At 61.5% G+C, this 25,627-nt stretch carries 26 protein-coding genes and 1 tRNA gene; 8 read left to right on the top strand and 19 right to left on the bottom strand.

Annotation, left to right across the window (positions count from 1 at the left end; translation table 11 throughout):
• Nucleotides 1-78: 78 nt before the first annotated feature.
• Both OU993_RS09735 and OU993_RS09730 read left to right on the top strand, forming a co-directional pair.
• Nucleotides 79-1,413 carry a L,D-transpeptidase family protein gene (locus OU993_RS09735; RefSeq protein ID WP_268156596.1) on the top strand — a complete coding sequence of 445 codons (1,335 nt, stop codon included), beginning with the start codon at nt 79-81 and terminating at the stop codon, nt 1,411-1,413.
• Between the two features lie 4 nt (nt 1,414-1,417).
• A complete protein-coding gene (locus OU993_RS09730; protein ID WP_268156595.1) occupies nt 1,418-1,684 on the top strand; it encodes a sulfurtransferase TusA family protein in 267 nt (88 codons plus the stop codon).
• Here the strand turns inward: OU993_RS09730 and OU993_RS09725 are convergent, their stop codons facing one another.
• Nucleotides 1,685-2,872, bottom strand: a complete 1,188-nt coding sequence (locus OU993_RS09725) for a CobW family GTP-binding protein (protein WP_268156593.1) — start codon at nt 2,870-2,872, stop codon at nt 1,685-1,687.
• A gap of 26 nt (nt 2,873-2,898) precedes the next feature.
• Nucleotides 2,899-3,987, bottom strand: a complete 1,089-nt coding sequence (locus OU993_RS09720; protein ID WP_268156591.1) for a D-alanyl-D-alanine carboxypeptidase family protein — start codon at nt 3,985-3,987, stop codon at nt 2,899-2,901.
• A 155-nt stretch (nt 3,988-4,142) separates the two neighbouring features.
• Between OU993_RS09720 and OU993_RS09715 the strand changes: the two genes are divergently transcribed.
• Together OU993_RS09715 and OU993_RS09710 are read left to right on the top strand one after the other, a co-directional pair.
• Nucleotides 4,143-5,306, top strand: coding sequence for a M20 aminoacylase family protein (locus OU993_RS09715; RefSeq protein ID WP_268156589.1), 1,164 nt, complete (start codon nt 4,143-4,145; stop codon nt 5,304-5,306).
• A gap of 88 nt (nt 5,307-5,394) precedes the next feature.
• Nucleotides 5,395-5,471, top strand: a tRNA-Arg gene (locus OU993_RS09710).
• Between the two features lie 88 nt (nt 5,472-5,559).
• Here OU993_RS09710 and OU993_RS09705 read toward each other — a convergent pair.
• From OU993_RS09705 to OU993_RS09695, 3 genes are all read right to left on the bottom strand, one after another.
• Entirely contained in the window at nt 5,560-6,192 is a 633-nt protein-coding gene (locus tag OU993_RS09705; RefSeq protein ID WP_268156587.1) for an exopolysaccharide biosynthesis protein, read from the bottom strand.
• A gap of 143 nt (nt 6,193-6,335) precedes the next feature.
• On the bottom strand, nt 6,336-6,683 hold the full coding sequence (locus tag OU993_RS09700) for a hypothetical protein (RefSeq protein ID WP_268156585.1): 348 nt from the start codon (nt 6,681-6,683) through the stop codon (nt 6,336-6,338).
• 282 nt (nt 6,684-6,965) lie between these two features.
• Nucleotides 6,966-8,177 (bottom strand): FAD-dependent oxidoreductase, encoded by a 1,212-nt coding sequence (locus OU993_RS09695; protein WP_268156583.1) that lies wholly within the window; start codon nt 8,175-8,177, stop codon nt 6,966-6,968.
• A 138-nt stretch (nt 8,178-8,315) separates the two neighbouring features.
• On the opposite strand from OU993_RS09695, the gene dxr reads away from it, so the two are divergent.
• A complete protein-coding gene (gene dxr / locus OU993_RS09690) occupies nt 8,316-9,482 on the top strand; it encodes a 1-deoxy-D-xylulose-5-phosphate reductoisomerase (RefSeq protein WP_268156581.1) in 1,167 nt (388 codons plus the stop codon).
• A 2-nt stretch (nt 9,483-9,484) separates the two neighbouring features.
• On the opposite strand, the gene OU993_RS09685 is transcribed toward dxr, so the two are convergent.
• From OU993_RS09685 to scpA, 3 genes are read right to left on the bottom strand one after another with little or no spacing between them, the layout of a single operon-like run.
• Complete coding sequence (locus OU993_RS09685) at nt 9,485-9,886, bottom strand: type II toxin-antitoxin system MqsA family antitoxin (RefSeq protein WP_268156579.1); 402 nt, start codon at nt 9,884-9,886, stop codon at nt 9,485-9,487.
• A 2-nt stretch (nt 9,887-9,888) separates the two neighbouring features.
• On the bottom strand, nt 9,889-10,191 hold the full coding sequence (locus tag OU993_RS09680) for a type II toxin-antitoxin system MqsR family toxin (protein ID WP_268156577.1): 303 nt from the start codon (nt 10,189-10,191) through the stop codon (nt 9,889-9,891).
• A gap of 31 nt (nt 10,192-10,222) precedes the next feature.
• A complete protein-coding gene (scpA, locus tag OU993_RS09675; protein ID WP_268156575.1) occupies nt 10,223-12,373 on the bottom strand; it encodes a methylmalonyl-CoA mutase in 2,151 nt (716 codons plus the stop codon).
• Between the two features lie 796 nt (nt 12,374-13,169).
• Between scpA and OU993_RS09670 the strand changes: the two genes are divergently transcribed.
• Nucleotides 13,170-13,439, top strand: a complete 270-nt coding sequence (locus OU993_RS09670) for a type II toxin-antitoxin system ParD family antitoxin (protein WP_215567103.1) — start codon at nt 13,170-13,172, stop codon at nt 13,437-13,439.
• A complete protein-coding gene (locus tag OU993_RS09665; RefSeq protein WP_268156574.1) occupies nt 13,429-13,788 on the top strand; it encodes a type II toxin-antitoxin system RelE/ParE family toxin in 360 nt (119 codons plus the stop codon). Before OU993_RS09670 ends, OU993_RS09665 begins: the two co-directional genes overlap by 11 nt.
• Before the next feature lie 28 nt (nt 13,789-13,816).
• Here OU993_RS09665 and OU993_RS09660 read toward each other — a convergent pair whose 3' ends face one another.
• The 7 genes from OU993_RS09660 to OU993_RS09630 all read right to left on the bottom strand — a co-directional run bounded on the left by OU993_RS09660 (nt 13,817) and on the right by OU993_RS09630 (nt 19,812).
• The gene (locus OU993_RS09660; protein WP_268156572.1) at nt 13,817-15,826 is read right to left on the bottom strand and encodes an acetyl-CoA carboxylase biotin carboxylase subunit; all 2,010 of its coding nucleotides are present in this window, start codon (nt 15,824-15,826) and stop codon (nt 13,817-13,819) included.
• Between the two features lie 11 nt (nt 15,827-15,837).
• Nucleotides 15,838-16,338, bottom strand: coding sequence for a DUF2442 domain-containing protein (locus OU993_RS09655; RefSeq protein WP_268156570.1), 501 nt, complete (start codon nt 16,336-16,338; stop codon nt 15,838-15,840).
• 17 nt (nt 16,339-16,355) lie between these two features.
• The gene (locus OU993_RS09650; protein WP_268156569.1) at nt 16,356-16,733 is read right to left on the bottom strand and encodes a hypothetical protein; all 378 of its coding nucleotides are present in this window, start codon (nt 16,731-16,733) and stop codon (nt 16,356-16,358) included.
• A gap of 17 nt (nt 16,734-16,750) precedes the next feature.
• Complete coding sequence (gene yghU, locus OU993_RS09645; protein WP_268156567.1) at nt 16,751-17,662, bottom strand: glutathione-dependent disulfide-bond oxidoreductase; 912 nt, start codon at nt 17,660-17,662, stop codon at nt 16,751-16,753.
• Nucleotides 17,663-17,772: 110 nt separating this feature from the next.
• On the bottom strand, nt 17,773-18,060 hold the full coding sequence (locus OU993_RS09640; protein ID WP_268156565.1) for a DUF2442 domain-containing protein: 288 nt from the start codon (nt 18,058-18,060) through the stop codon (nt 17,773-17,775).
• Between the two features lie 20 nt (nt 18,061-18,080).
• Nucleotides 18,081-18,266 (bottom strand): DUF4160 domain-containing protein, encoded by a 186-nt coding sequence (locus tag OU993_RS09635; protein WP_268156563.1) that lies wholly within the window; start codon nt 18,264-18,266, stop codon nt 18,081-18,083.
• A 13-nt stretch (nt 18,267-18,279) separates the two neighbouring features.
• Complete coding sequence (locus tag OU993_RS09630; RefSeq protein WP_268156561.1) at nt 18,280-19,812, bottom strand: acyl-CoA carboxylase subunit beta; 1,533 nt, start codon at nt 19,810-19,812, stop codon at nt 18,280-18,282.
• Between the two features lie 131 nt (nt 19,813-19,943).
• Here OU993_RS09630 and OU993_RS09625 point away from each other — a divergent pair, with 131 nt between their 5' ends.
• Nucleotides 19,944-21,353 carry a helix-turn-helix domain-containing protein gene (locus OU993_RS09625; RefSeq protein ID WP_268156559.1) on the top strand — a complete coding sequence of 470 codons (1,410 nt, stop codon included), beginning with the start codon at nt 19,944-19,946 and terminating at the stop codon, nt 21,351-21,353.
• 140 nt (nt 21,354-21,493) lie between these two features.
• Here the strand turns inward: OU993_RS09625 and OU993_RS09620 are convergent, their stop codons facing one another.
• The 4 genes from OU993_RS09620 to OU993_RS09605 form a co-directional block, all read right to left on the bottom strand.
• Nucleotides 21,494-22,042, bottom strand: a complete 549-nt coding sequence (locus tag OU993_RS09620; RefSeq protein WP_268156557.1) for a type II toxin-antitoxin system PemK/MazF family toxin — start codon at nt 22,040-22,042, stop codon at nt 21,494-21,496.
• Nucleotides 22,043-22,161: 119 nt separating this feature from the next.
• Entirely contained in the window at nt 22,162-23,274 is a 1,113-nt protein-coding gene (locus OU993_RS09615) for a serine hydrolase domain-containing protein (protein ID WP_268157641.1), read from the bottom strand.
• A gap of 123 nt (nt 23,275-23,397) precedes the next feature.
• Nucleotides 23,398-24,612 (bottom strand): 5-aminolevulinate synthase, encoded by a 1,215-nt coding sequence (gene hemA, locus OU993_RS09610; RefSeq protein ID WP_268156555.1) that lies wholly within the window; start codon nt 24,610-24,612, stop codon nt 23,398-23,400.
• 214 nt (nt 24,613-24,826) lie between these two features.
• Nucleotides 24,827-25,621: an FAD binding domain-containing protein gene (locus tag OU993_RS09605; RefSeq protein ID WP_268156552.1), complete on the bottom strand. Its 795-nt coding sequence runs from the start codon at nt 25,619-25,621 to the stop codon at nt 24,827-24,829.
• Nucleotides 25,622-25,627: the final 6 nt, after the last annotated feature.

Genomic DNA, 25,627 nt, shown 5'->3' with positions numbered 1-25,627 from the left:
CACTTTATTATTCTTGGCAGAATGGGTATGAGCAGATGAACTGCACCCATTGGTCGACCTCTGTGTGATCCTGTGCCGATGCGCTTAAGACATATCGCCTACGCTCTTCTCATGGCCACCGCGCTTGCCGGTTGCAACGACACTATTGATGGCGCCATCGATATTTCGAAGGTGAAGAACAAGGTCGAGCAGCCTCTGCCGGACCGCATCGTCGCGGAAATGCAGAAGAAGAACATGCCGCGCAATTCGCCGATCATGATCCGTGTCTTCAAGGAAGAAGGCAAGATGGAGATCTGGAAGGCGAAGGCGGACAACCGTTTCGACAAGATCGCCGACTACGATATCTGCGCCTGGTCCGGCAAGCTTGGCCCGAAGGTGAAGGAAGGCGACCGCCAGGCGCCGGAAGGTTTCTACAACCTGACCCCGGCGCATCTCAATCCGAACTCCAAATATTACCTCGCCATCAATACCGGCTTCCCGAACCGCTACGATGCGGCGAACGGCCGAACCGGCTCCAACCTGATGATCCACGGCGCGTGCTCGTCGTCCGGTTGTTATTCGATGACGGACGAGCAGATCCTCGAGATCTATGCCTTTGCCCGCGATGCCTTCCGCGGCGGCCAGACCTCCGTCCAGCTCCAGGCCTTCCCCTTCCGCATGACCGCGGAAAACATGGCCCGGCACCGCAACAGCGAGAACATCGAGTTCTGGAAGATGCTGAAGGCGGGTTACGACAATTTCGAAGTGACCAAACGTCCGCCGGACGTCAATGTCTGCGAGAGAAAATACGTCTTCAACCAGCAGATCCAGGGATCCGGCCAGTTCTCCGCTGCCGCCGCATGCCCGCCGATGTCCACGCCGCCGGCCCTGACGGCAGCCCTTGCCTCCTATGACAAGGAATATCAGCTGGCCTATGCCAAGGCGATGGACAAGCTGGATGGCAAGCTCTGGTACGAGCCGACGGAAGCCGAACGCAAGGCGATCGTCGCGGCAAAGCGCAAGGGCCGCGATCTCGCCTATGCACCGACCGGCACCTCGCTTGAGGCCGGCAAGCTCGTCGAGCCGGAAGAATTCGAAAAGCTGATGGCGGCCCGCCTTACCAAACAGAACGCCAAGCCGGGCCAGGTCCTGACAGCGTCTGCCCAGGGAAGTGCAGCGAAACAGGGACGCGTCGTCCTGCCGGGCGCCGCACCGGGCAACCGCTCGACGATGTCGGTCCAGACGGCAATGGCAATGCCGGTGGCAGCAGGCTCAACGGCAACAACCAACCAGACCGCAAGACCCCAGACAACGATGGCGCAGGCCACCACGACCGGCTCCGTTCCGGTCCCGGCACCCAATCCGCTGGCCTATGCAGCGGTTCAGCAGCCGGCCGAAGGCCAGGACAAGAAGCCGTTCTGGAAATTCTGGTAAGCGCGTGTCCGTTTCGGCACCGCCTCTCCACTACGATCTGAAGGGGCTGAAATGCCCCCTCCCCGTTCTGAAGACCCGCAAGCGGCTGGCCGCACTCGCTCCCGGCGACGAATTGCAGATCGAGACCACCGATCCGCTCGCCGGCATCGACATTCCGCATTTCTGCCAGCAGGAAGGCCACACCGTTCTGGCCATGGAGCGGACGGAAACCGGCCACCGTTTTCTCATCCGCCGCGCCGACCAGTTGAAGCCGGAGACGGATCCGTTCTGATCAGCGCCGGAAACCCGGCACCGCAAGAGGATTGTCCTCGAGCGCTGCACGATCCGGCCGGTCGATCCTGGGTTCGCCGGTAAAGGCGGCAAACAGGTCCGTGACGAACTCTTCCGCGAGCCCTTGCGTGATCAGCACCATGCGCGTCTTGCGGTCCGAGCCTTCCGGCCAGCGCGGCAGGCGCTCCGGCGGGTGAAAGATCGTCTGGACCCCGTGCAGCACAAGCGGGCGCTCCGGATTATCGGAAAGTTTCACCACCGCCTTCATGCGCAGAAGCTTTTCGCCATGGGCGGAGCGCAGGAGATCGATGAACATCTCGACCGCCAGCGGATCGATCGGCGCCTCGTGCACGATCGAGAAGGAGCGGATATCGGCGCCGTGCCGGTTGACGTCGTGATGGTGGTGATGGTGTCCCCGTGGACCGTGGTCGTCATGACCATGATGCGCATCATCGTGGTCATGGTGGTGGTGGTCGTGACCATGATCGTGATGATGGCCGTGTTCGTCCGCCTCCTGCTCGTCATGCAGCCAGCGCGCCACATCGGCGATCTTGCTGCCCGGCTCATAAAGCCCGTTGGTGAGCACCGAGATCCGGCCTGCCTCCGGACTGTCTCCATCAAGAACCACGGCGCGCGGATTGAGGCTGCGCAGGCGCGCCAGAAGCCGCGCCTTGGCGTCGTTCTCGGCAAGCGCCTGTTTGGTGATGATCAGGCGATCCGCCACGGCGACCTGCTTCAAGGCCTCGGGATGCCGCTCGATGGTCGCTTCCCCATGCACGGCATCCACGACCGTGATCACGCCGTCCAGCTGGTAGCTTTGTGCGATGACCGGATTGCCCATCACCGCCTGCATGACCGGCGCCGGATCGGCAAGACCGGTGGTTTCGATCACCACGCGACGGATCGGCTTGATACGGCCCGTCTGCATCTGGTCGATCAGCGAGGCGAGCGTTTCGACCAGTTCCCCGCGCACCGTGCAGCAGAGGCAGCCGTTGGACAGTTCGAGCAACGTATCGCCAGAACTCTCGACAAGCAGGTTGTCGATGCCGACCTCGCCGAACTCGTTGATGATGACGGCCGTGTCCTGCGCCGCCTCGTCCTTGAGGATCCGGTTGAGCAGGGTCGATTTTCCCGCCCCCAGAAAGCCGGTCAGGATGGAAACCGGCAGGCGCTCGCTGGGTACTGGCATGGGATTACAGGTCCTGAAATTAACGGTCAGAAGGATGCCGGTCGCGGAATCGGCACGGGGACATTGGCGATTTCCCCCTTGGCAGGCGTCGGCGGCGGAAGGATGGCCGCCATGCTGAATTGCGGCGGCGCCGTCATTTCCTTGATATAGGGAGAATGCACGACCATGCGACCGGCGTCGTCGCGGTTTTCGCTGCGCACCTTGGCGGCCTGCGGATTGCAGATCTCGGCGCTGACATCCACCACCTGATCCTGGTCCGGACCATAAGGCTGCAGGCTGCCTAACGGTTCGCCGGATCCCTGCGGCAGGGTCAGCCCCTTCTGCAGCAGGTCGGCGGATTCATCCGCCCGGCCGGCAAGACTGTCGGAGCCCAGCACGACGGAGACCACCGTGCGGCCGTTACGGGTGGCGGACGAGACCTGGTTGAAGCCGGAGGCGCAGATGAAGCCGGTCTTCATGCCATCGGCTCCGTCGAAACGGCCGATCAGCATGTTGTAGTTCGGATAATCCTTGGAGCCTGTCGTAACCCCTTCAAGTGCGAAATAGCCGGCATATTCCGGAAACTCGCGGCGCAGCTGCACGGCAAGAACGGCGAGATCACGCGCGGTCGTATATTGCCCCTTGCCGGGCAGGCCGTGCGGATTGATGAACCGCGACGAGGTCATGCCAAGTTTTGCCGCTTCCGCATTCATCATCGCAACGAAGTTTTCCATCGACCCGCCGATCGTTTCGGCCACGCCGACGGCGACGTCATTGGCAGACTTCACCATCAGGATCTTCAACGCGGCATCGAGCGTCATCGAGGCGCCGGGTTTCAGATACATCTTGCTGGCCGGCTCATCGACGGCACGTCGGCTCATCACGACTGGCGTGTCGAGGCTTGCCTTGCCGGACTTCAGCGCCTTGAAGGTCACGTAGATCGTCATCAGCTTGGTGAGCGATGCCGGATACCATTTGCGGAAGGCTTCCTGATGCACCAGCACCCGGCCGGAGCGGACATCCACGACCATCTTGGGATTGGCAAACGCCGCCGTGCTGGACGCCAAAGCAAGCCCAGCGGCAATCGTCGCAGCAAGCAGTCTCGATGCGGTCAGGCGGAGCGTCTGGTCGTACAAGGAGGAAGCCTCGTCAAGGTCGCGGGAAACGCAAAGGCGCTTACGGTGCACTTATGGCCAAGCAATGGCAAAGATCATTGATTCCGTCAATTCTGCAGCGCAATATCAGCGCTTCGGATCACCGATCGCAGTCGTCAATGACAACAGGAAGTCCAATGCCGATCTTGAACAGAGCCGCCGAACTGCAGCACGAAGTGACGGAATGGCGGCGTCATATCCATGAAAATCCAGGCCTTCTTTACGATGTCGAGGAAACCGCAGCCTTTGTCGAGGACAAGCTGAAGGCGTTCGGCGTTGACGAAGTCGTGACCGGGCTCGGTCGCACCGGCGTCGTCGGCATCATCCGCGGAAAGGGGCCGAGCGACCGGGTGATCGGCCTGCGCGCCGATATGGACGCGCTGCCGCTCGAAGAAATCACCGGCAAGCCCTGGGCCTCCAAGACACCCGGCAAGATGCATGCCTGCGGCCATGACGGCCACACCGCCATGCTGCTTGGCGCGGCAAAACATCTCGCCGAGACCCGCAATTTCAACGGCGCCGTCGCCGTGATCTTCCAGCCGGCCGAAGAGGGTGGCCGCGGCGCACTGGCCATGGTCGAAGACGGCATGATGGACCGGTTCGGCATTCAGGAAGTCTACGGCATGCACAACATGCCGGGCATGCCGCTTGGCACCTTTGCCATCCGCAAGGGTGGCATCATGGCAGCACCCGACAAGTTCTCGATCAAGATCACCGGCCGTGGCGGCCATGCGGCCGAACCGCACCGCACGGCCGATCCGATCGTCATCGGTTCGCAGATCGTCGGCGGCCTGCAGATGATTGCCGCCCGCAACGCCAATCCGCTGCGTTCGGTCGTCGTCTCGGTGACGCAGTTCCACGCCGGCACGACGCACAACATCATTCCGGAAGAGGCCTTCCTCACCGGCACCGTGCGCAGCCTGGACGAGGCGGTGCGCGACCTTGCCGAAAGCCGCATCCGCCAGATCGCCGAAGGCATTGCCGCCGCCCATGATGCGACGGTGGAGGTGGAATACGAACGTGCCTGCCCGGTGACCGTCAATCATGCCGACGAGACGCTGCACGCCGCCCGCGCCGCGATCGACATCGTTGGCGAAAAGAACGTCAACACCGATGTCGATGCCAGCATGGCGGGCGAGGATTTTGCCTTCATGCTGCAGGCCCGCCCCGGTGCCTACATCATGATCGGCAATGGCGAGACGGCGGCCCTTCACAATCCGGCTTACGATTTCAACGATGAGGCGATCGCCTACGGCATCTCCTACTGGGTCAAGCTGGCCGAACAGCGGCTGACCGATTGATCGGCCGCACCCTCACCGGCAGCCGGCGTGAAAGGCTTGTCCACCGCGCTCGGCTGCGGTATGTAGCGAGGCATCCGCAAGCGGCGATGTCCACGTAGCTCAGCAGGATAGAGCACAGGATTCCTAATCCTGGGGTCGGAGGTTCGAATCCTCTCGTGGACACCATTTTCTCAAAGATATCAGCTTCTTGATGCGGCAGCCGGAGGCTCCGATCCTGCCGGCCATTGTGGGCCGGCGGGCACGCGGGAGGGCGTTATGCCGGTGCCGAACCGGACGACAACCCGAACCAGCCGCTGATCAGCCACCAGCCGCCGAGCAGGATAAAGGCGGTAAAGGCAATGGCGGCGATGCCGAACACAAGGCCGATGCCGATTGCGACGCCATCCCGTTGCGCCAGTCCAAGCGCGATGAAAAACACCGACAGACCGGGAAGCACGTTACCGAACGGGACCGGCAAGGCGATGATGACACCCATCACCACAACAACGAGACCGAGCGGGCGAAGAGCTGCACGGCCGCTCAGCCCCGTCCAGCGCGGCCTCAGCCAAGTTTCGATCCACTGAAGCTTCGGGCCCAGTCGCACGACCATGCCCGAGAGCACGGAGCGGGGCACCTCGATGCGCGCCAGCCGTTTGGGCAACCAGAACCGTCGTGTCCCCACCACAAGCTGGCAGGAAAGAATGACCAGCACCGTGCCGAAAATCATGCCGGCCGGCACGCCGGGTGTCGGGATGATGGCCGGGATCGAGAACACCAGCAGAACCATGGCGGTGGCCTGCTCACCCAGAACGGCAAGCAAACGCCCGAGCGTCACGGGGCGTCTCTCGAAGTATTCCAGCAAACCGCCGAGAACCAGGGAGAGGCTTTTGTCTGTCTGCACCGTCACGAGGCCCTTGTTTCGAGACCAGGCGAAATTGCGCGGTCAGGAGCCCAGATATGGTATGCCGATGAGGGTTTGACCAGCCGACCGCAGCCAGCACGACGGAACGTGCCGTGCCTGCGGTTGCTAGCGCTAGCAAAGCTGCCGGATTACATCCGCTCGCCGGCCCGCAAAGCGTCCATGAACACGACGCTCTGCTGGCTGAGCCGCGCCTCGTCGATAAAGGCGTCGAGGCACTCCAGCAGCCGGCGGCGGCGATTGGCAACCTCGCCGTCCGGCAGTGGCGAGCGGTTGAACACGCCCATGCCGTTCAGAAACGACTGAGTTGCCGCGCTCAGGGAGGGGAGAAGATCGATAAGATACACGCTCGGCTCACGCGGATCCATCACGGATGCAATATAGCCGAAAAGTGCGTTGGGCACATAAGTCGCGGTCTGAGGATCACACGTCGCAACGAGATCTCGAACCAGAATTCCGTCCATGGTTTCCATTGTCATGGTCATTCCTCGCCAGGGATGATGAAATCGAAAGAGAACACAGTCATTGCATTCTTGCTCTTTCGCAAAACAGCCGACCCACGGGACGCCCGAAGGCATCGCGCTGGCCGGTTGAACTCAGCATCTCAACTAATCGTGCATCATGGTAAATTTTCCGTAAAAAATGACTAATCAAGAGAACGAGGTTGTCAACTCTCGAGCAAAAATGTTTTCGTCAGAAGAGAAAAACTTGATCAAAAGAGAGAAAACCTGATTATTTGACAGAAAAAAGGCAGCCATACTTCAGATATTTCGCACATGCTCCATGCGAAAACCAAGGCCCATCAGCCGCCCGGCAAGATGTGCCAGCAGGGGAAAACGGGCAATGCCGCGAATGAAGGCCGGCGGCCCTTTCCGGCGTTCCTCATCACCCTGATCCTTGCGCCGGCTCGAGCGCATCATCAGTTGCAGCTTCTGCGTCGCCTTCGTCGGAAACAGCCGGCGTTTCTCCACCGCCGCCAGATGGGCGTCCGTGAGGCGCCCCTCCTTCAGCGGCCGCGCGAGGAGATTGCCAGCCGCCACCGCATCCTGAATGGCGAGATTGACGCCGACGCCACCGATCGGCGACATGGCGTGCGCCGCATCACCGATGGCCAGCAGGCCGGGCTTCCACCAGCGCTTCAGCCGGTCGATCCGCACCTGCAGGAGGCTGACATCCTCCCAGCCGGCAATCTCATTCATCCGCGACGCCGGCAAAGGCGAAACCGCGCGCACCATGTCACGGAAGGCTTCCAGCTCTCCGGCGCGGATCTCCGCAAAGGTGCCGCGCCGGACGATGTAACCGCACTGCCAGTAATCGCCGCGATCGATCAACACAAAACCCTGGCGCGGCCCCGCATGGCCCATGGTCTCGGCCGGATCGCCCTCCTGCTTCGACAGCTTCATCCAGACCACTTCGCTGGGGCTGCCAAAACTTTCCACCTCCAGCCCCGCCTTTTTGCGCACCACCGAATGGCGGCCATCGGCAGCGACGACGAGCGTCGAGCGCAAATGCACGGGGCCATCGGGCGCTTCCAGCGCAAGACCCGCGATGCAACCGCCCTCCTCCAGCACATCCACCACCTTCGTTGCCATCATCAGCCGGAAGTTGGGGTACTTCCCCGCCTCCTTTGACAGGAAATCGAGAAAATCCCATTGCGGCATGAAGGCGATGAAACGGTTGCGCACCGGAAGCCGGGAAAAATCCGCCATGGTGATGGTGCGTCCGCCCATCTCCGCCGAGAGTTTTGGCGCGCGGGTGTGCGGAAGCTTCAGGAAGGCCTCTTCGAGTCCCAGTTCGTGGATCACTTCGAGGGTCGAGGGGTGAATGGTATCGCCACGGAAATCGCGCAGGAAATCGCCGTGTTTTTCGATGACGGTGACATCGACACCCGCGCGGGCCAGAAGCAGACCGAGCATCAGGCCCGCAGGGCCGCCGCCGGCGATGGCGCATGTCGTCAGAACCGTTTCCGCCATATCACGTCTCCGCCAATCCATCTCATTCCAGTTTAACGCATCTGGCACCGTGGGGAATGAAATTCAATGCGACCGATACGCCCTTGTGAGCTGTCTGCGGCCCCTGTAAACGAGCGGTAACAAACGCGGACCCATGGCATGACAGTGACGAAGCGCAGCATCTCCATTCTCGGCTCGACCGGCTCCATCGGCACGAACACGCTGGATGTGCTGACGCATCTGGAGGATCACGACGCTTTCGAGGTCGTTGCGCTGACTGGTGCAGGCAATATCGAACTGCTGGCCGAGCAGGCGAAGGCACACCGGGCGAAGCTCGCCGTGACCGCCGACGAAAGCCAGTATGTGGCGCTGCGCGATCTTCTCTCCGGCACCGGTATCGAGGTGGCGGCGGGCCAGACGGGGCTGCTGGAAGCCGCCAGCGCAGAAGCCGGCATGGTGATGGCGGCAATCGTCGGCACGGCCGGCCTTGCGCCAACACTTGTCGCGGCACGGCGCGGCGCCGACATTGCGCTTGCCAACAAGGAATGCCTGGTTTCGGCCGGCGACCTGTTCGTCTCGGCGGTGAAACAGGGCGGCGGACGCCTGCTGCCGGTCGACAGCGAACACAATGCGATCTTCCAGGTGCTGGAAGAAAACCAGCGCCACGCCATCGAGCGCGTCATTCTGACCGCCTCCGGCGGACCCTTCCGCACCTTCACCAAGGCGCAGATGGCGGACGTGACGGTGGAGACGGCGCGTGCCCATCCCAACTGGTCGATGGGCCTGAAGATCTCCATCGACAGCGCCTCGATGTTCAACAAGGCGCTGGAGATGATCGAGGCAAAACATCTGTTTGGCCTGTCGCCCGAGCAGGTGGAGGTGATCGTCCATCCGCAATCGATCATCCATTCCATGGTGGGTTACGCCGATGGCTCCGTGCTGGCACAGCTCGGCTGCCCGGACATGCGCCACGCGATCGGTTACGCCCTGCATTATCCCCGCCGGGGAAAACTTCCGGTGGAGCGGCTGGACTTTGCAAAGCTCTCCCGTCTTGACTTCGAGGCACCCGACGAGGAGCGCTTTCCGGCGCTCAGGCTGGCGCGGCTGGCCATGATCCGCGGCGGTGTGCAGGGCGCGGTCCTGAACGCGGCCAAGGAAGTGGCGCTCGACGCCTTCATTGCCGGCGACCTTCCCTTCCTCGCCATGGCGGAGATCACCGAAGCGGTGATGGAAGAGCTGGCGCATCTGCCGCCGGCGGCCACGATGGAGGATGTATTTGCCGCGGACCTCGAAGCCCGGCACCGGGCGAGGGCGAAGTTGCGATAGGGTCAGGCAGCGCGAACTTCGCTCAGCAATTCTGGATGCTGGTCCAGCAGGCGCAGCAGCTTGACGAGGGCCACGGGCGGGCGGCTTTTGCCATTTTCGTAGCGGGAAAAGGCATTGACGCCGCCGCCGAAAATTTCGCCCGCCTGCTTCTGGTCCAGTTTCAGCTTGCGGCGAACGGCTGCGATATAGGCAGGATCAACACGCACGGTATTCACCTGCCGCTGGAATTCGCCGATCAGACGGCTGAACCGGTCACCCTCAACAGCATCGAGGATCACCTCACCGCAGGCAGGACAAAAGTCTCCCGTGACCGCGGGGATCAACGTCTCTTCACCCTTGTAGACATAGGGTACATCGCGCGTGTCTCGCACCAGATCGGCAGCACCACAGCACGGACATTTCATGATCACAGCTCCTTGAACGACACGATCAGCACGTCATCGATGACGGTGAGCTTCAGATAGACAAGATCGCCAAGCTGGGTCCGCGTCCGGTAGACATCCTGCCAGATGGCATGATCGGCATGCGTGGTCATCGCCTTGTAAAAGTCACGCAAAGTGAGCGCCATGACCACCTCGCACATGCCGGCAAGATCAACGATGCCAAGCGCCCGTGCCCCGATGAAGGCCGATCCGGTCGCCCCGACGCGGCCCGCCTGCACCAGCAGTTTCACACGATCCAGAGGGCAATGCGGCTTCCGTTTCTCCATAAATAACCTAGTAGGTTAACCGAGGCAAGCCTTACGCGTTTCGGCGCCGGCCCTCCATGAGGTCCAGAATGGCGCGCGCCGCATCGAGCACATTGGTGCCGGGGCCGAAGACGGCGGCAACGCCGCAATCGAGCAGGAACTGGTAATCCTGCCGAGGGATGACGCCGCCCACCACGACAATCACATCCTCCGCACCCTGTGCCTTCAGCGCCTCGATCAGTTGCGGGGCGAGTGTCTTATGGCCGGCGGCAAGCGAGGACATGCCGACCACCTGCACCTTTTCCGCGACCGCGAGGCTCGCGGCCTCATCCGGCGTCTGGAAGAGTGGCCCCGCCACCACCTGGAAGCCGATATCGCCGAAGGCAGAGGCAATCACCTTGGCGCCGCGGTCGTGCCCATCCTGGCCGAGTTTGGCGACCAGCATTTTCGGCTTGATTCCCGTGGCTTCGGCATAGGTGGCGAGACGGGTCGTGAGCGTCTGGTATTCCGGATCATCCGCATAGGCCGGGCCGTAGATGTCGCTCACCACTTCCGGCACGGCGGAATGATCGCCAAAGACGGAGCGCATGGCATCGGAGATTTCTCCGACGCTGGCGCGAGCCCGCGCAGCCTCCACGGCAGCGGCCAGCAGATTGCCCTCACCGGTCTGAGCCACCCTGGTGAGCGCGGCAAGTGCTTCTTCGACACGCCGCGGGTCGCGCTGGCGGCGGATCTGCTCCAGCCGCTTGATCTGCGAATTGCGCACCGCGGTGTTGTCGATGTCGAGGATATCGATGGGCTCCTCGTTTTCGAGCCGGTATTTGTTGACGCCGACGATGATTTCCTCGCCGCGGTCCACCCGCGCCTGGCGCCGCGTCGCCGCCTCCTCGATCAGCCGCTTCGGCAGGCCATCGGCCACCGCCTTGGTCATGCCGCCCATGGCCTCGACCTCCTCGATCAGCGCCCAGGCCTTGTCCGCGAGCTCCTTGGTGAGGCTTTCGACATAATAGGAACCGGCCAGCGGATCGACCACCTTGGTGACGCCCGTTTCGTGCTGCAGGATCAACTGCGTATTGCGGGCAATGCGGGCGGAAAATTCCGTCGGCAGCGCAATCGCCTCATCCAGCGCATTGGTGTGCAGCGATTGCGTGCCGCCGAGCACGGCCGACAGCGCCTCATAGGCGGTGCGGATGACGTTGTTATAGGGATCCTGTTCCTGCAGCGAGACGCCGGAGGTCTGGCAGTGGGTGCGCAACATCAGCGAGCCCGGTTTCTTCGGCTCGAATTCTTCCATGATCTTCGACCAGAGCAGGCGGGCGGCGCGCAGTTTGGCCGCTTCCATGAAGAAGTTCATGCCGATGGCAAAAAAGAAAGAGAGCCGCCCGGCGAATTCATCGACGTTCAGGCCGCGAGCGAGCGCGGCGCGTACATATTCCCGGCCGTCGGCGAGCGTAAAGGCCAGTTCCTGCACCAAAGTCGCGCCGGCTTCCTGCATGTGATAGCCGGAAATCGAGATGGAGTTGAAGCGCGGCATTTCCTTCGCCGTATAGGCAATGATGTCCGCGATGATCCGCATCGAGGGTTCCGGGGGATAGATATAGGTGTTGCGGACCATGAACTCCTTCAGAATATCGTTCTGAATGGTGCCGGACAGCAGGTCGCGGGACACGCCCTGCTCCTCGCCGGTCACGATGAAATTCGCGAGGATCGGGATCACCGCGCCGTTCATCGTCATGGAGACGGAGATATCCTGCAGCGGAATGCCGTTGAACAGGATCTTCATGTCCTCGACGCTGTCGATCGCCACCCCTGCCTTGCCGACATCGCCGACGACGCGCGGATGATCCGAATCGTAACCGCGATGGGTGGCGAGATCGAAGGCAACGGAGACACCCTGCTGGCCGGCGGCGAGTGCCTTGCGATAAAAGGCATTGCTTTCTTCCGCCGTGGAGAAACCCGCATATTGCCGGATCGTCCAGGGGCGGCCGGCATACATGGTGGCGCGGGGACCACGCACAAACGGCTTGAAGCCGGGCAGGCTGTCGAGATGGTCCATGCCCTGTAGATCATCTGCCGTATAGAGCGGCTTGACCGGGATGCCTTCCGGGGTGTGCCAGACGAGCGTCTCCGGCGACGCCTTCAGCTCCTTCTCGGCCAGAGCCTGCCAGTCCTGCTTAACCGTGCTGCTGATCTTCTCGGACATCTGCTCTCTCCTCGGTTTCACGGTGTCGTTCAAGGTCTGCCTGAAGGGTTGCGATCAGAGCCCGTCCCGCGGCGCGGGCGTCCGCCATGGACTGGCGAAGCGCAGCCAGGCTTTGTCTTCGCTCCCCCGTCGGAGGCGGCAAAGCGGCCGGCTTGCCACCGGACGTGCCGGGCCATACCGGTGCCGGAACCTTCCTTTTCGGTCGCATGCAGAAGTCCTCCTTGGGCAAGGCACAGTTTTCCCTTGGCGATCCGTGAACTGGTCGGTCGGGGCACTGAAAGATGCGCCGAATTGAGTTTTAATGAATGCATCTTTCAGCACCCCGTTCGGCAGTTTATGCCCGCAGCCCGATCACTCCGAGATGGACAACACCAGCTTAACCTGATGTCTCGTCCGTCGCCTTCCACGCGGCTTAGACGTGGTCTGCGACGGGTTTTAAAGGACGGCGGTGTTTCACCCGCCGCCGCGCATCTCGTCGGCCCGAAGCCCGGCCGGCGCAATTTGCACCAGCTGTGACCCTTTCGCGGACCCGGACGATGGGCATTTGCGTCTTCTTCCCACCGCCCGAACCGGCCCCGCATCGCCGGCACGCCTGCCGGTGTATCCGCTGCGGGACGGGATGAGTGTAGGCATGGGAACAGAGGGCGGGGATAAACGGTATGCGATTTTTCACGCATGTCTCTGAAATTGCTCGACCCGACGGGCTGGATCATCCCCAGGATCGGCGCGTGAACGGCGGCTTTGACGCCGGTGCCACTCAGTAGTATTCTTGGAGAAGAACGAGGATGAAACCGCCATGACCGTAAAGACATCCGTCTCGATTTCCGACCAGCAGGACGCCTTTGCCCGTCGACTGGTGGAAGAAGGCCGTTATTCCAGTGTGAGCGCCGTGGTGCAGCAGGGGCTGGAACTGCTGCGCGAGCAGACTGAGAGGAATGAGGCAGAACTGGCAGCGCTACGGGCTTTGATTGAAGAGAGAAGTAAGGGGCCTTTCTTGAGCGCGGAGGAAAGCAGCCGCCGTATTGATGCGTTGATTGCGCGCAAGAAAGCTGAATATGGCCTTTGAGCTGTTCCGGGCCCCTGCAGCGGACCGAGACCTCGACATGATTTTCGAGCATCTTGTCGAGTCCTATCTCTCTCTCGGAGATGACTTGCAGGATGCCGTTACGCGTGCTGCAGCACGTTTGAAAGCTATAGACAGGGATATGCTTGCGCTTGTTCGTGCTCCGCACCAGGGGAGTCTGCGACATCAGATCTCGCCGGGACTGCGTCAAGTGACCAAGAACCGCACGATTTTCTACTTTAAAGTCGATGAAGCAAAGCACGAAGTGAAGGTCTTGGCGGTGTTTTTCCGTGGCCAAGACCACGAAAAGCACATCCTCAAACGGCTCGGCAACCAGCCCGGCGATGCGTGACCATTGATCCAAGCCGTAAGAACCCATCTCACTCGAACTCCATGATCAGTTCGTCCACCGCCAGGCTCTGACCGGCGCTCGCGGCAACACGTTTGACCACCCCCCGGCGTTCCGCCTTCAGCACGTTTTCCATCTTCATGGCTTCGACGGTCGCGAGCGTCTGACCGGCTTCCACCGTCTCGCCCACCGTGACCGCAACGCCGGTAATCACCCCCGGCATGGGGCAGAGCAGCATTTTCGACGTATCCGGCGGCAATTTCACCGGCATCAGTTTGGCCAGTTCCGCCACGCGCGGCGACCGCACCCGCGCCGAGACATCCATGCCATTGCAGCGAAGCCGGATGGCGGAACCGACCAGATTGACCTTCACGCCAAGCTTTTGTCCATTCACCAGGAAATGCGCATGCGTCTGGCCGGGATGCCAGGAACCGGCAATGGTGACTGCCTCGCCACTCTGCGCAAAGGCGACGACCTGCGCATCCGCACCGGGCGTAAGCGTCACCGCATGACGGGTATCTCCCAATTGCACCACCCAATCCTTGCCGACGACGCGGGCATGGTTGCCGATCGTGCCGGAAATCTGCGCCGCCCGACCCTGGATCTGGGCATGGATGACGGCGGCAATGGCGGCAAGCTTCTGCGATGATGCGGCATCCGGCGCGACACCGGAGAAGCCATCGGGAAACTCTTCCGCGATATAAGCGGTGGTCAATTTGCCGGAGCGGAAACGCTCCTGCCCCATGACGGCGGAGAGGAAGGGCAGATTATGGCCGATGCCCTCCACCTCGAAATCATTGAGCGCCGCGGCCATGGCATCGATTGCCATGTCGCGCGTCTGCCCCCAGGTGCAGAGCTTGGCGATCATCGGGTCGTAATACATGGAGATCTCGCCGCCTTCGTAGACGCCGGTATCGTTACGCACCACCGTGCCATCGGCCTGGACGCCTTCGACCGGCGGGCGATAACGCGAGAGCCGGCCGATGGAGGGCAGGAAATTGCGGAACGGATCTTCCGCATAAAGCCGGCTTTCGATGGCCCAGCCGTTGAGCTTGACCTCATCCTGGCTGAGCGCCAGTTTTTCCCCGGAGGCCACGCGGATCATCTGCTCGACGAGATCGATGCCGGTGACGAGTTCGGTGACCGGATGTTCCACCTGCAGGCGGGTGTTCATTTCCAGGAAATAGAATTTGTTGGCCTTGCCATCGACAATGAATTCCACCGTGCCGGCTGAATGGTAACCAACGGCTTTCGCAAGCGCGACGGCCTGCTCGCCCATGGCACGGCGCGTCTCCGGCGTCAGGAAGGGCGACGGCGCCTCCTCGATCACCTTCTGGTTCCGCCGCTGGATGGAGCATTCACGCTCGCCGAGATAAAGGCAGTTACCGTGTTTGTCGCCCAGCACCTGGATTTCGATATGGCGCGGTTCGGTGACGAATTTTTCGATGAAGATGCGGTCATCACCAAACGAGCTTTTCGCCTCGTTTTTCGAGGACTGGAAACCTTCGCGCGCTTCCGCATCGTTCCAGGCAATGCGCATGCCCTTGCCGCCACCGCCGGCGGACGCCTTGATCATCACCGGATACCCGATCGAGGCGGAAATCCTGACCGCTTCATCGGCATCCTCGATCAGGCCCATATGGCCGGGAACGGTGGAAACGCCGGCTTCCGCGGCGATCTTCTTCGAGGTGATCTTGTCGCCCATGGCCTGGATCGCGCCGACCGGCGGGCCAATGAAGGTCACGCCCTCCTTCTCAAGGGCCTCGGCAAACAGCGGGTTCTCCGAGAGAAACCCGTAACCCGGATGCACGGCATCGGCGCCGGTCTTTCGGATGGCGTCGAGAATCTTGTCGATGACGATGTAGGACTGTGACGAGGGCGCCGGCCCGATATGCACCGCCTCGTCGGCTTCGCGCACGTGAGCCGCATTGGCATCCGCATCGGAATAGACGGCGACCGTCTTGATGCCCATTTTCTTTGCCGTGCGGATGACCCGGCAGGCGATTTCGCCGCGATTGGCGATCAGGATTTTGGTGATCATGGTGTCAGGTCTCATTCAGCGGCTTGAGCGGGAGGAACGGCGCCCGGCGCGGCACCGCCAATGATGAGCGCCTTGGCGCTGATATATTCGTCAATCTCTTCCCAGCCCACCGCATCGCCGAAAGGCAGAGTACTCCAGGCGGCCCGCTGGTGCGGTGAAGCGGCCTGAAGGCGCGGATACCACCACAAGGGTGCTTCGATGCGGCGACCGTCTGCCATGCCGAAAATGAGGCTCTCCGCCGTCACTTCGACATTTGCGACCTGTAACTGCCCCTCATCAATCTCCAAAATAGTCATCCCACGCCTCCTCGAACTGCTGCCGGTGTTGCGCGATGATCTTGAGGATAACATTACCTCATGATCCGCGAAGCCGGCGTTGCGGGCCACACCGAGATCCCGCAGCCAGACTTTCAACTGCTTTGCATCCTTCAGCACATGCACATGCGGCGGCTCTCCGATCTCCTTGGAGTAGAAGAAAAAACGATGCCCTTTCCAAAACAGCAGTGTGGGCACCGGCCTTCCTCCGCAGGTCACACCTCGAACACGTCCTCAAAACTCTCCGGAAAATTCTGCCGCGCCAGGCGCTCGTTGATCTGCAGCAGGGCTTCGTAGGACATCGGATCGAAATCCTTTTCCACCGCCACCACTTCGCGGCCGAAGAGCAGGCTGAGGCGCGCGGCATCCAGATTGCCGCGCTCGAAGGGTTCAGAGCCGAAATGGTGCCAGAGCGCATGCAGGAAGGCGGCATCGATGCGATGTTCCTTGGTGCCGGGACGGGCCTTGCGCGGAATGGCTTTCAGCGGGGTGACGCCCCTTGGATTGGCGCGCCGGATGGTGAACTGGACACCCGTGCCCGGCATGCCGCCGGGAAAACCGCGATGTTTCGTCATGTCGGGCAGGTTGGCCATAATCGTCTACTCTCTCGTCAGGCTGTCGCGATCTTGTCTTGCGTCTTCAATTCGAAGTCGGACGCATCGTGACGCTCGCGCAATTGGGTGGAAGGATCGCCGAAGGTGCGGTTCACCATGGCGCCGCGCTGAACACCGCGGCGTTCACCGATCTGTTTCGTCCAGCGCTGGACATGTTCATACTGATCGACGGAGAGAAAGTCGCCTGCGTCGTCATAGGCATCCTTCAGCGCCAGCCGGCCATACCAGGGCCAGATCGCCATATCGGCGATCGTATAGTCGCTGCCGGCCATGAATTCATGGTCGGCCAGATGGCGGTTCAGCACGTCCATCTGGCGCTTCACCTCCATGGCATAACGATCGATGGCATATTGGATCTTCATCGGCGCATAGGAATAGAAATGGCCGAAACCGCCGCCGAGGAAGGGCGCGGAACCCATCTGCCAGAACAGCCAGTTCATCGCTTCCGTGCGGGCGCGCAGGTCGGTCGGCAGGAAGGCGCCGAATTTTTCCGCGAGATAAACGAGAATGGAGCCGGATTCGAAAAGGCGCAGAGGCTTATCCCCATCCTTCGGCTGATGATCCATCAGTGCCGGGATCTTGGAATTCGGATTGACCTCGACAAAACCGGAACCGAACTGCTCGCCCTTGCCGATATTGATCAGCCAGGCATCGTATTCCGCACCCGCATGACCCGCCGCCAGAAGCTCTTCCAGCATGATCGTGACCTTCACGCCGTTCGGGGTGCCGAGCGAATAAAGCTGCAGCGGATGCTTGCCGACCGGCAGGTCCTTGTCATGCGTCGGGCCGGCAATCGGCCGGTTGATATTGGCAAAGGCGCCGCCATTGCCCGGCTCCCAGGTCCAGACCTTTGGCGGTTCATAGCCGGCGGGAAGGTTGTTTTCCGGCGGAAATTTGGTGTCGGCCATCGAAATCCGTTCCTTCGTTCGTGAGGGGCACAGTGTCTGCGCCTCGGTCATATGGGGAGGCAGATGGGACTGTTCCGCCCTCGCCCGCTATTTTCAACCTCACATCAAAATTATTCAGCAGCCTCGGCGGGCGGTTTGGCCTCCGGGTATCTTCGGCCCTTCAACATGCCTTCGATGCTGAGATCTTCGTCCAGATCACGCCAATGAACGCCCGAGGGCGACAGTTCGATGCGATTTCGCGCTTGCGGCGTGGCCGCCAGCAGCGGCGGATACCACCACAGCGGCGTCGACAACTTCAGTCCATTGGCCAGCACGACAATCAACTCGCTGTCGCTGCACGAAGCCTCGACCGGCTCGAAATCTTCCCAGTTCTCATCCGAAATAACGGTTCCAGGCATCAAGGAACTCCTTCCGATGTTCATTCACGACCGCGACGATGGCGTTCCTCGTGATCCGCGACACGGCGATTATACGCCACGCGTACGGGATCTAGCCACAGTTTCAGTTCCTTCCGATCCTTGCGGACATGGACGTGTGGCGGTTCGCCTCGGTCCAGACTGAAAAACAGAAACGTCCAGCCCTTCCATTCAAAGATCGTCGGCATCTTGGACCCCGCCTCACAACGGGATCGTGTCGTGCTTTTTCCAGTGTGTGGTCACCTGCTTGTTACGCAGGCTCGCGAAGGCCCGCGCAATACGACGGCGCGAGGAATGCGGCATGATCACCTCGTCGATGAAACCGCGTTCGGCTGCCACGAAGGGATTGGCGAAACGTTCCTCATATTCCTTCGTCCGCGCGGCGATCTTGTCCGCATCGCCGAGTTCCGAACGGTAGAGGATTTCGGTCGCGCCCTTGGCGCCCATCACCGCGATTTCCGCCGTCGGCCAGGCATAATTCACGTCGGCGCCGATATGCTTCGAGGCCATCACATCATAGGCGCCGCCATAGGCCTTGCGGGTGATCAGCGTCACCATCGGCACGGTGGCTTCCGAATAGGCGAAGAGGAGTTTGGCACCATGCTTGATGACGCCGCCATATTCCTGCGCGACGCCCGGCAGGAAACCCGGCACGTCCACCAGCGTCAGGATCGGGATCGAAAAGGCATCACAGAAGCGCACGAAACGGGCGGCCTTGCGCGAGGCATCGATATCGAGGCAGCCGGCCAGCACCATGGGCTGGTTGGCGACGACGCCGACCGTCTGCCCCTCCAGCCGGAAAAAGCCGGTAACGATATTCTTGGCAAAGGCTTCCTGGATCTCGAAGAAATCCCCCTCATCGGCAATCGCGTAGATGAGTTCCTTCATGTCGTAGGGTTTCGTGGCCGAATCCGGGATCAGGCTGTCGAGCCGCATTTCCACACGCGCCGGATCGTCGAAGAAGGGGCGCACCGGCGGCTTCTCACGATTGTTGAGCGGCAGGAAATCGAAAAGCTGGCGCACGGCCTCCAGGGTCTCGATGTCATTTTCATAGGCCGCATCGGCAACGGAAGACTTCTTTGTGTGGGTGGAGGCGCCGCCCAGTTCTTCCGCCGTGACGATCTCGTTCGTCACCGTCTTCACCACATCCGGGCCGGTGACGAACATGTAGGAACTATCGCGCACCATGAAGATGAAATCGGTCATCGCCGGCGAATAGACGGCACCACCGGCACAGGGGCCCATGATCACCGAGATCTGCGGGATGACGCCGGAGGCCTCCGCATTGCGACGGAAGACCTCCGCATAACCGGCCAGCGAGGCGACCCCTTCCTGGATACGCGCGCCGCCCGAATCGTTCAGGCCGATGACGGGCGCGCCGACGCGCACGGCCATGTCCATGATCTTGCAGATCTTTTGCGCATGGGTTTCGGAGAGCGAACCGCCCAAAACCGTGAAATCCTGGGAGAAGACATAGACCTGCCGGCCGTTGATCGTGCCCCAGCCGGTGATGACGCCATCACCCGGCACCTTCTGCTCGGCCATGCCGAAATCGACGCAGCGATGCGTGACATACATGTCGTATTCTTCAAACGAGCCTTCATCGAGCAGGACCTCGATGCGCTCGCGGGCGGTGAGTTTGCCCTTGGCATGCTGCGCGTCGATACGCTTTTGCCCGCCGCCGAGACGCGCTTCCGCCCGCCGTGCTTCCACTTCGCTCAAGACTGCGCGCATGCTGCCTCCCCAAATGCCGTTCCCGCTGTTTTATCGCGTTGAACGCGCACACGAAACATGGATTTTCGTTGAACGGGTGGCAATGTGTATTCTATGAATATGCAAACAGTAACTTGCAAAGTTGCAAACCCATGGCCATCGGCAAGCTCTATATCGGTCGTAAGGTCCGCGAGGTGCGCGAAGGCGCCCGTGCCACCCAATCTCAGTTCGCCGAGCGGCTCGGCATTTCCACCAGTTATCTCAACCAGATCGAGAACAACCAGCGGCCGGTTTCCGCCGCCGTTCTGCTGGCGCTGGCGGAAAAATTCGGCGTCAGCATTGCCGACCTCTCCTCCGGCGAGGGCGACCGCCTGCTCTCGGCGCTCTCGGAAGCGCTGTCCGATCCGCTGTTTAATGGCTGCACGGCCAATCTGCAGGAGTTGAAACTGGTGACGCAAAATGCGCCGGCACTGGCGCATGCCCTGATTGCCGCGCACCAGGCCTATCGCCGCTCCAGTGAACAACTGGCCAGCATGGACGACCGGCTGGACCGGGCAGCCCTGACGGAGGCCACGCCCTATGACGAGGTGCGCGACTATTTCCACTTCGTCGACAACTACATCCACGATCTGGACGTGATGGCGGAGAAGCTCGCGGCAGAGTTGTCGCTCGGCAGCGGCGACAACTCTGCCGCCCTCCAGCATTTCCTGCTGGAACGTTACGCAGTGCGCGTGGAGCGCACGGCCCTGAAGGACGAACTGATTCGCAGTTTCGACCCGGCCGGCCGCAGGCTTGCGCTGAACGCCTATGCGACGCCGGCGACGCGCGATTTCCAGATGGCGCTGCAGATTGCCCAGCTTCATGCGGCAGACGTGATCGACCGGATTGCCCGCGAGGCCGGGTTTCGGGCACCGGAAGCGGTGGAGATCTGTCGTATCGGCCTGCAGAACTATTTTGCCGGCACGCTGCTGCTGCCTTACGAGAATTTTCTGAAACGCGCCCGCGATCTGCGCCACGATCTCGACCTGCTGGCCGCCCATTTCGGCGCAAGCCTGGAGCAGATCTGTCATCGCCTCAGCACGCTGCAGCGGCCGGGCCAGAAGGGCGTGCCGATCTTTTTCGCCCGTGTCGACCGGGCCGGCAACATCACCAAACGGCACAGCGCCGCCAAACTGCAGTTTGCCCGTTTCGGCGCTGCCTGCCCTTTGTGGAACGTGCACCAGGCCTTCGAAATGCCGGGCCGCATCATCCGCCAGCTGGCGGAAACACCGGATGGCGTGCGTTATCTCTGTCTTGCCACCCAGATCACCAAGGGCAGTGGCGGCTTTCGCGCGGTGCAGCCGCGTTACGCGCTGGCGCTCGGCTGCGAGATTTCCTACGCCGACAGTTTTGTTTATGCCGATGACCTGGACCTCGCCAACCGCGCCGCCTTCGAGCCGATCGGCATTTCCTGCCGCATCTGCGAGCGCCACACCTGCCCGCAACGCGCCATGCCGCCGTTAAAAAGCCGGCTGACCGTCGACCACGACAACCGCTCGATCATTCCCTACCGGATCGTGTGAGGCACAAAAACACAAAGCCCCGCGCGGGCGGGGCTCTGATCTAAGGTCGTCACTGACTTGTTATCATCATCGTAACGACCTGCCACAGTCGCCTGTGGTCTTCCAATCCGCCTGAGCGGTAACACCAACAAAATAAGCCTTCACCAATGCTGCGTCAAGGATTGCATGCCGGTGGAGTGCAGGATGCATCGTCTCACCTCCTTGAGGACATCCGGCGGAACCTGCGGACTGACATACTGCCGTGGCCCAATCTTTATGCGATCGAGCCGCTCACAACTGACAGCCGCGACCGTATCACCCTTCACCCACGCCTCTTCGTATTTCAAACCAGGCAACAAGCCGTTTGGGAGCTTGTAGTGGTGATAAAGAGGCGGATTCGGAGGGCGACTGCTGATTGGAACGACGATACAAAGCCTGGTCCAGAGACGACTTTTCGGAGAAATCACAATAACCGGTCGAGTTTTGATCATCTCAGGCGGGCGAAATCCCAGGCCGAAATGACAGATGAGGATCTGTCCGGGGTGTGGTTGCCAAGTGATCCCCTGAACACGCTGCTCTGCCTCAAGCCCATGGGCGAAATCGCGCAATTGTCTAGCGAAGGCATCATTGGCTTTCAGACAGTCGGCCAACTTTTTGAGAACCTCACCGTCGGCCTCTTCATGGACGCTCAGCAGGATGTCTTTGGTCATGGCTGTCACCATCGAACGGCAAACAACCACAACTTTAACAAGAATTCCAACCGGGTCTATCCGGAAATGCAGAAGCCAGTCCGACACAATTCCGCTGCCTCCGGGGAAAAGGCACTGGATTAGAGGCTTGCGCAGACGGCCGCGCGCAGTTCCTCCGGATAGGCGCCGTTGCAGCCTTCCAGGGCATTGTTGGAGAGGCTGACCACCGTGACATTCTGTTCCGGCAGGATGAACCAGGTATTGCCATAGACGCCGCCCCACTGGATGGCGCCGGCGGGCAGCGCGGTTCCGGCCGCCGCCGGATCGGTGATGATGGCGCCGAAATAACCGAAACGCTGGCCGGGATTGCCGGGGACGTCGCCGATCCGGTTGGAGAGACCCGCCTTCGCCAGGTCTCGCGAAAAGAGCGGATCGCCGCCGGTGCGGATCGTTTCCAGAAGCCGCATCACATCACGCGCCGTTCCGGCCATTCCGGCACCGCCCGACTGGAAGGCCTGGGCGTTAAAGATGCGCGAGGGAGAAAAATAGCCCTCGAAGCGGCCTTCGACCTGCGCATGCCAGGGATCCGGCATGCGCACCGGGCCATCGGGCGAATCCGCATAGGCGACCGCCAGCCGCGAGAAATCCGTGACGCGGAAACGGGCGTCGCGCATCTGCAAAGGCTCCGCCACATAACGAACGACGGCATCTTCGAGCGTGGCGCCATGCACCTGCTCCAGGACGCCCCCCAACACGTCGATGGCCGTGGAATAGGCCCATTGCTCGCCCGGGCGGAAGGCGAGTTTTGTGCCGCTCAGCCGCGAGAAATTTTCCTCCAGCGAAAGCCGGGTATCGCTGAGGCCCTGGTTGACGGCGCGATCGGGGGTAAGCCGTTCGAGGCTTGCGTCATAAGAGAGACCCGCGGTGTGGGTGATGAGGTGGCGCACCCGGATGTCCGCCAGCGACCCATCCGGATCAAGCGGCCGGAACCAGGGCAGATGGTCGGCCACGGCATCGTCGAGCGTCAACAGGCCACGTTCGACCATGGCGAGCGTGGTGGCGGCAACGATCGGTTTGGTGACAGAGGCATAACGAAAGATGGTGTCGAGGCTGACCGGGACGCCCCCTTCGCGATCCTGATAACCGACGGCGCGCTCCAGAACGGGTTCGCCATCGCGGTAGATCAGCACCACCGCACCGGTGATGCGGCCGCTGGCCGTTACCTGGTCGAGAAGAACATTCACACGATCCATGGCCACGGCTGACACTCCCGGAAAAACAAAGGACGGATCATGTGTCCATGATCCGTCCCCCAAATTCAAGCCGCGAATTCATGCAAAGAATTCAGCCGGGAAGGTAAGCCGCGACTACAAGCCTCAAGCAACCGCACGCGCGAGCGCGCAACGCGACCAGAGCTGATGCAGGGCGCCGACCAGATGCTCGATATCGGCATCCGAATGGAGCGGCGTCGGCGTGATGCGCAGGCGCTCGGTCTTGCGCGGCACCGTCGGATAGTTGATCGGCTGGACATAGATGTCCGAATGGTCGAGCAGAAGGTCCGAGATCCATTTGCACTTGGCCGCATCGCCAACCATCACCGGCACGATGTGGCTGGGGTTCGGCATGTGCGGAATACCGCGGGCATCGAGCGAAGCGCGCAGCTTGCGCACGCGATCCTGATGACGGGCGCGCTCGAACGGGCTCGCCTTCAGATGACGGATCGAGGCGACCGCACCGGCGGCGAGCGCCGGCGGCAGAGCCGTCGTGAAGATGAAACCGGAGGCAAAGGAACGGATGAAATCGCAGACCGCATGCGAGCCGGTGATGTAACCGCCCATCACGCCAAAGGCCTTGCCGAGCGTGCCTTCGATGATGGTGATTCGGTCCATCAGGCCTTCCCGTTCGGCAATGCCGCCGCCGCGCGGACCATACATGCCGACTGCATGCACTTCATCGAGATAGGTCATGGCGCCGAATTCGTCGGCGAGATCACAGATCTCCCGGATCGGCGCGATATCACCATCCATGGAATAGACGCTTTCGAAGGCAATCAGCTTCGGCGCCTTCGGATCGGCAGCCTGAAGCTTGGCGCGCAGATCATCAAGGTCATTGTGCTTCCAGATCACGCGCTCGCACTTGCCGTGGCGGATGCCTTCGATCATCGACGCGTGGTTCAGCGCGTCGGAGAAGATGATGAGGCCGGGGATCTTCTGGCCAAGCGTGCCGAGCGTCGCCCAGTTGGACATGTAGCCGGAATTGAAGATCAGGCCGGCTTCCTTGCCGTGCAGATCGGCCAGCTCCTGCTCCAGAAGAACATGGTAGTGGGTGGTGCCAGAGATATTCCGGGTGCCTCCCGCACCCGCGCCACAGTGATCAATCGCCTCGTGCATGGCGGCGATCACCGCCGGATGCTGGCCCATGCCGAGATAATCATTGGAACACCAGACGGTGACTTCGCGTTTGCCTTCCGGAGTGTGCCGCGTCGCGCGCGGAAAATTGCCACGGTGACGCTCAAGATCGGCGAACACACGATAGCGGCCTTCCTGGTGAAGGCTGTCCAGTTCGCCCTTGAAATATGCCTCGAAATCCATTCTCACACTCCAGAACCTGCCCTTTTTTGGGTCTCCGCGTTAAACGCGTCAACCCCGGCGGGTGCAATTCGCAGTCACCTGCGGCATTTGGCCCATTTTTTTGAACAATTCCAATTTGAATTTATGACACGATCGATAAGAGAAAGTTGATTCACATCAAGCTGAGCGCAAAAAGAGGCGGCCGAAGCCGCCCCTCTTGCCGGTCCGCCGCGTTTCAGGAAGCCTGTACGGCCCGTTTGGCCATGACACGCACCAGATTGGCACGGTATTCGGATGTGGCATGCATGTCCGACATCAGCATGCCCGGATCGACGGACACACCCGCAACCGATTCGGGGGACCAGGACGCCGCAAGCGCGGCCTCCATCTCCGGAACGCGAAAAACGCCATTTGCGCCAGCGCCCGTCACCGCGACGCGGACACCGGAGGTAAACTTCGCGACGAAGACGCCGGTCAGTGCATAACGCGAGGCGGGGTTGGCGAATTTGGCATAGCCCGCCCGTTCCGGCGCCTCGAAGCGGATGGCCGTGATCATCTCCGCCTCTTCCAGTGCCGTTTCGAACATGCCGACGAAGAAGTCGTCGGCTGCGATCTCCCGCCGGTCGGTAATGACAGTGGCGTTGAGCGCGAGCACCGCCGACGGATAATCCGCCGCCGGGTCGTTATTGGCAACCGAACCGCCGATCGTGCCCATGTGGCGCACATGCGGATCGCCGATCATGCCGGCGAGATTGCAGATGGCCGGACAGACGGCACGCAGCGCCGCAGACCCCGCGACATCCGCATGCGGGGTCGCCGCTCCGATCCGCACCGCGCGGCCCTCAACGCTGATGCCCTTCAATTCGCCGATATGGCGCAGGTCGATCAGGTTGGACGGCGCGGCAAGACGCTGTTTCATGGTGGCGATCAGCGTCATGCCGCCGGAGATGTAGCGCCCCTCTTCCTGGGAGGAGCGCAGATTGACGGCCTCGCCGACGGAAGAGGCACGGTGATAGCTGGTGGCATACATGGTTCT

It is taken from the genome of Rhizobium sp. SL86, assembly GCF_026672545.1.
Lineage (GTDB): Bacteria > Pseudomonadota > Alphaproteobacteria > Rhizobiales > Rhizobiaceae > Neorhizobium.
Note: the sequence above shows the minus strand (reverse complement) of the source record. Positions and strands in the feature narration are given on the sequence as shown.

What these genes read in the sequence shown, in the direction of transcription:
- OU993_RS09735 (WP_268156596.1), top strand. Translation starts at nt 79, where the DNA reads ATGCGCTTAAGACATATCGCCTACGCTCTTCTCATGGCCACCGCGCTT.
- OU993_RS09725 (WP_268156593.1), bottom strand. Translation starts at nt 2,872, where the DNA reads ATGCCAGTACCCAGCGAGCGCCTGCCGGTTTCCATCCTGACCGGCTTT.
- OU993_RS09715 (WP_268156589.1), top strand. Translation starts at nt 4,143, where the DNA reads ATGCCGATCTTGAACAGAGCCGCCGAACTGCAGCACGAAGTGACGGAA.
- OU993_RS09700 (WP_268156585.1), bottom strand. Translation starts at nt 6,683, where the DNA reads ATGACAATGGAAACCATGGACGGAATTCTGGTTCGAGATCTCGTTGCG.
- OU993_RS09695 (WP_268156583.1), bottom strand. Translation starts at nt 8,177, where the DNA reads ATGGCGGAAACGGTTCTGACGACATGCGCCATCGCCGGCGGCGGCCCT.
- dxr (WP_268156581.1), top strand. Translation starts at nt 8,316, where the DNA reads ATGACAGTGACGAAGCGCAGCATCTCCATTCTCGGCTCGACCGGCTCC.
- OU993_RS09685 (WP_268156579.1), bottom strand. Translation starts at nt 9,886, where the DNA reads ATGAAATGTCCGTGCTGTGGTGCTGCCGATCTGGTGCGAGACACGCGC.
- OU993_RS09680 (WP_268156577.1), bottom strand. Translation starts at nt 10,191, where the DNA reads ATGGAGAAACGGAAGCCGCATTGCCCTCTGGATCGTGTGAAACTGCTG.
- scpA (WP_268156575.1), bottom strand. Translation starts at nt 12,373, where the DNA reads ATGTCCGAGAAGATCAGCAGCACGGTTAAGCAGGACTGGCAGGCTCTG.
- OU993_RS09670 (WP_215567103.1), top strand. Translation starts at nt 13,170, where the DNA reads ATGACCGTAAAGACATCCGTCTCGATTTCCGACCAGCAGGACGCCTTT.
- OU993_RS09665 (WP_268156574.1), top strand. Translation starts at nt 13,429, where the DNA reads ATGGCCTTTGAGCTGTTCCGGGCCCCTGCAGCGGACCGAGACCTCGAC.
- OU993_RS09660 (WP_268156572.1), bottom strand. Translation starts at nt 15,826, where the DNA reads ATGATCACCAAAATCCTGATCGCCAATCGCGGCGAAATCGCCTGCCGG.
- OU993_RS09650 (WP_268156569.1), bottom strand. Translation starts at nt 16,733, where the DNA reads ATGGCCAACCTGCCCGACATGACGAAACATCGCGGTTTTCCCGGCGGC.
- yghU (WP_268156567.1), bottom strand. Translation starts at nt 17,662, where the DNA reads ATGGCCGACACCAAATTTCCGCCGGAAAACAACCTTCCCGCCGGCTAT.
- OU993_RS09640 (WP_268156565.1), bottom strand. Translation starts at nt 18,060, where the DNA reads ATGCCTGGAACCGTTATTTCGGATGAGAACTGGGAAGATTTCGAGCCG.
- OU993_RS09635 (WP_268156563.1), bottom strand. Translation starts at nt 18,266, where the DNA reads ATGCCGACGATCTTTGAATGGAAGGGCTGGACGTTTCTGTTTTTCAGT.
- OU993_RS09630 (WP_268156561.1), bottom strand. Translation starts at nt 19,812, where the DNA reads ATGCGCGCAGTCTTGAGCGAAGTGGAAGCACGGCGGGCGGAAGCGCGT.
- OU993_RS09625 (WP_268156559.1), top strand. Translation starts at nt 19,944, where the DNA reads ATGGCCATCGGCAAGCTCTATATCGGTCGTAAGGTCCGCGAGGTGCGC.
- OU993_RS09620 (WP_268156557.1), bottom strand. Translation starts at nt 22,042, where the DNA reads ATGACCAAAGACATCCTGCTGAGCGTCCATGAAGAGGCCGACGGTGAG.
- OU993_RS09615 (WP_268157641.1), bottom strand. Translation starts at nt 23,274, where the DNA reads ATGGATCGTGTGAATGTTCTTCTCGACCAGGTAACGGCCAGCGGCCGC.
- hemA (WP_268156555.1), bottom strand. Translation starts at nt 24,612, where the DNA reads ATGGATTTCGAGGCATATTTCAAGGGCGAACTGGACAGCCTTCACCAG.
- OU993_RS09605 (WP_268156552.1), bottom strand. Translation starts at nt 25,621, where the DNA reads ATGTATGCCACCAGCTATCACCGTGCCTCTTCCGTCGGCGAGGCCGTC.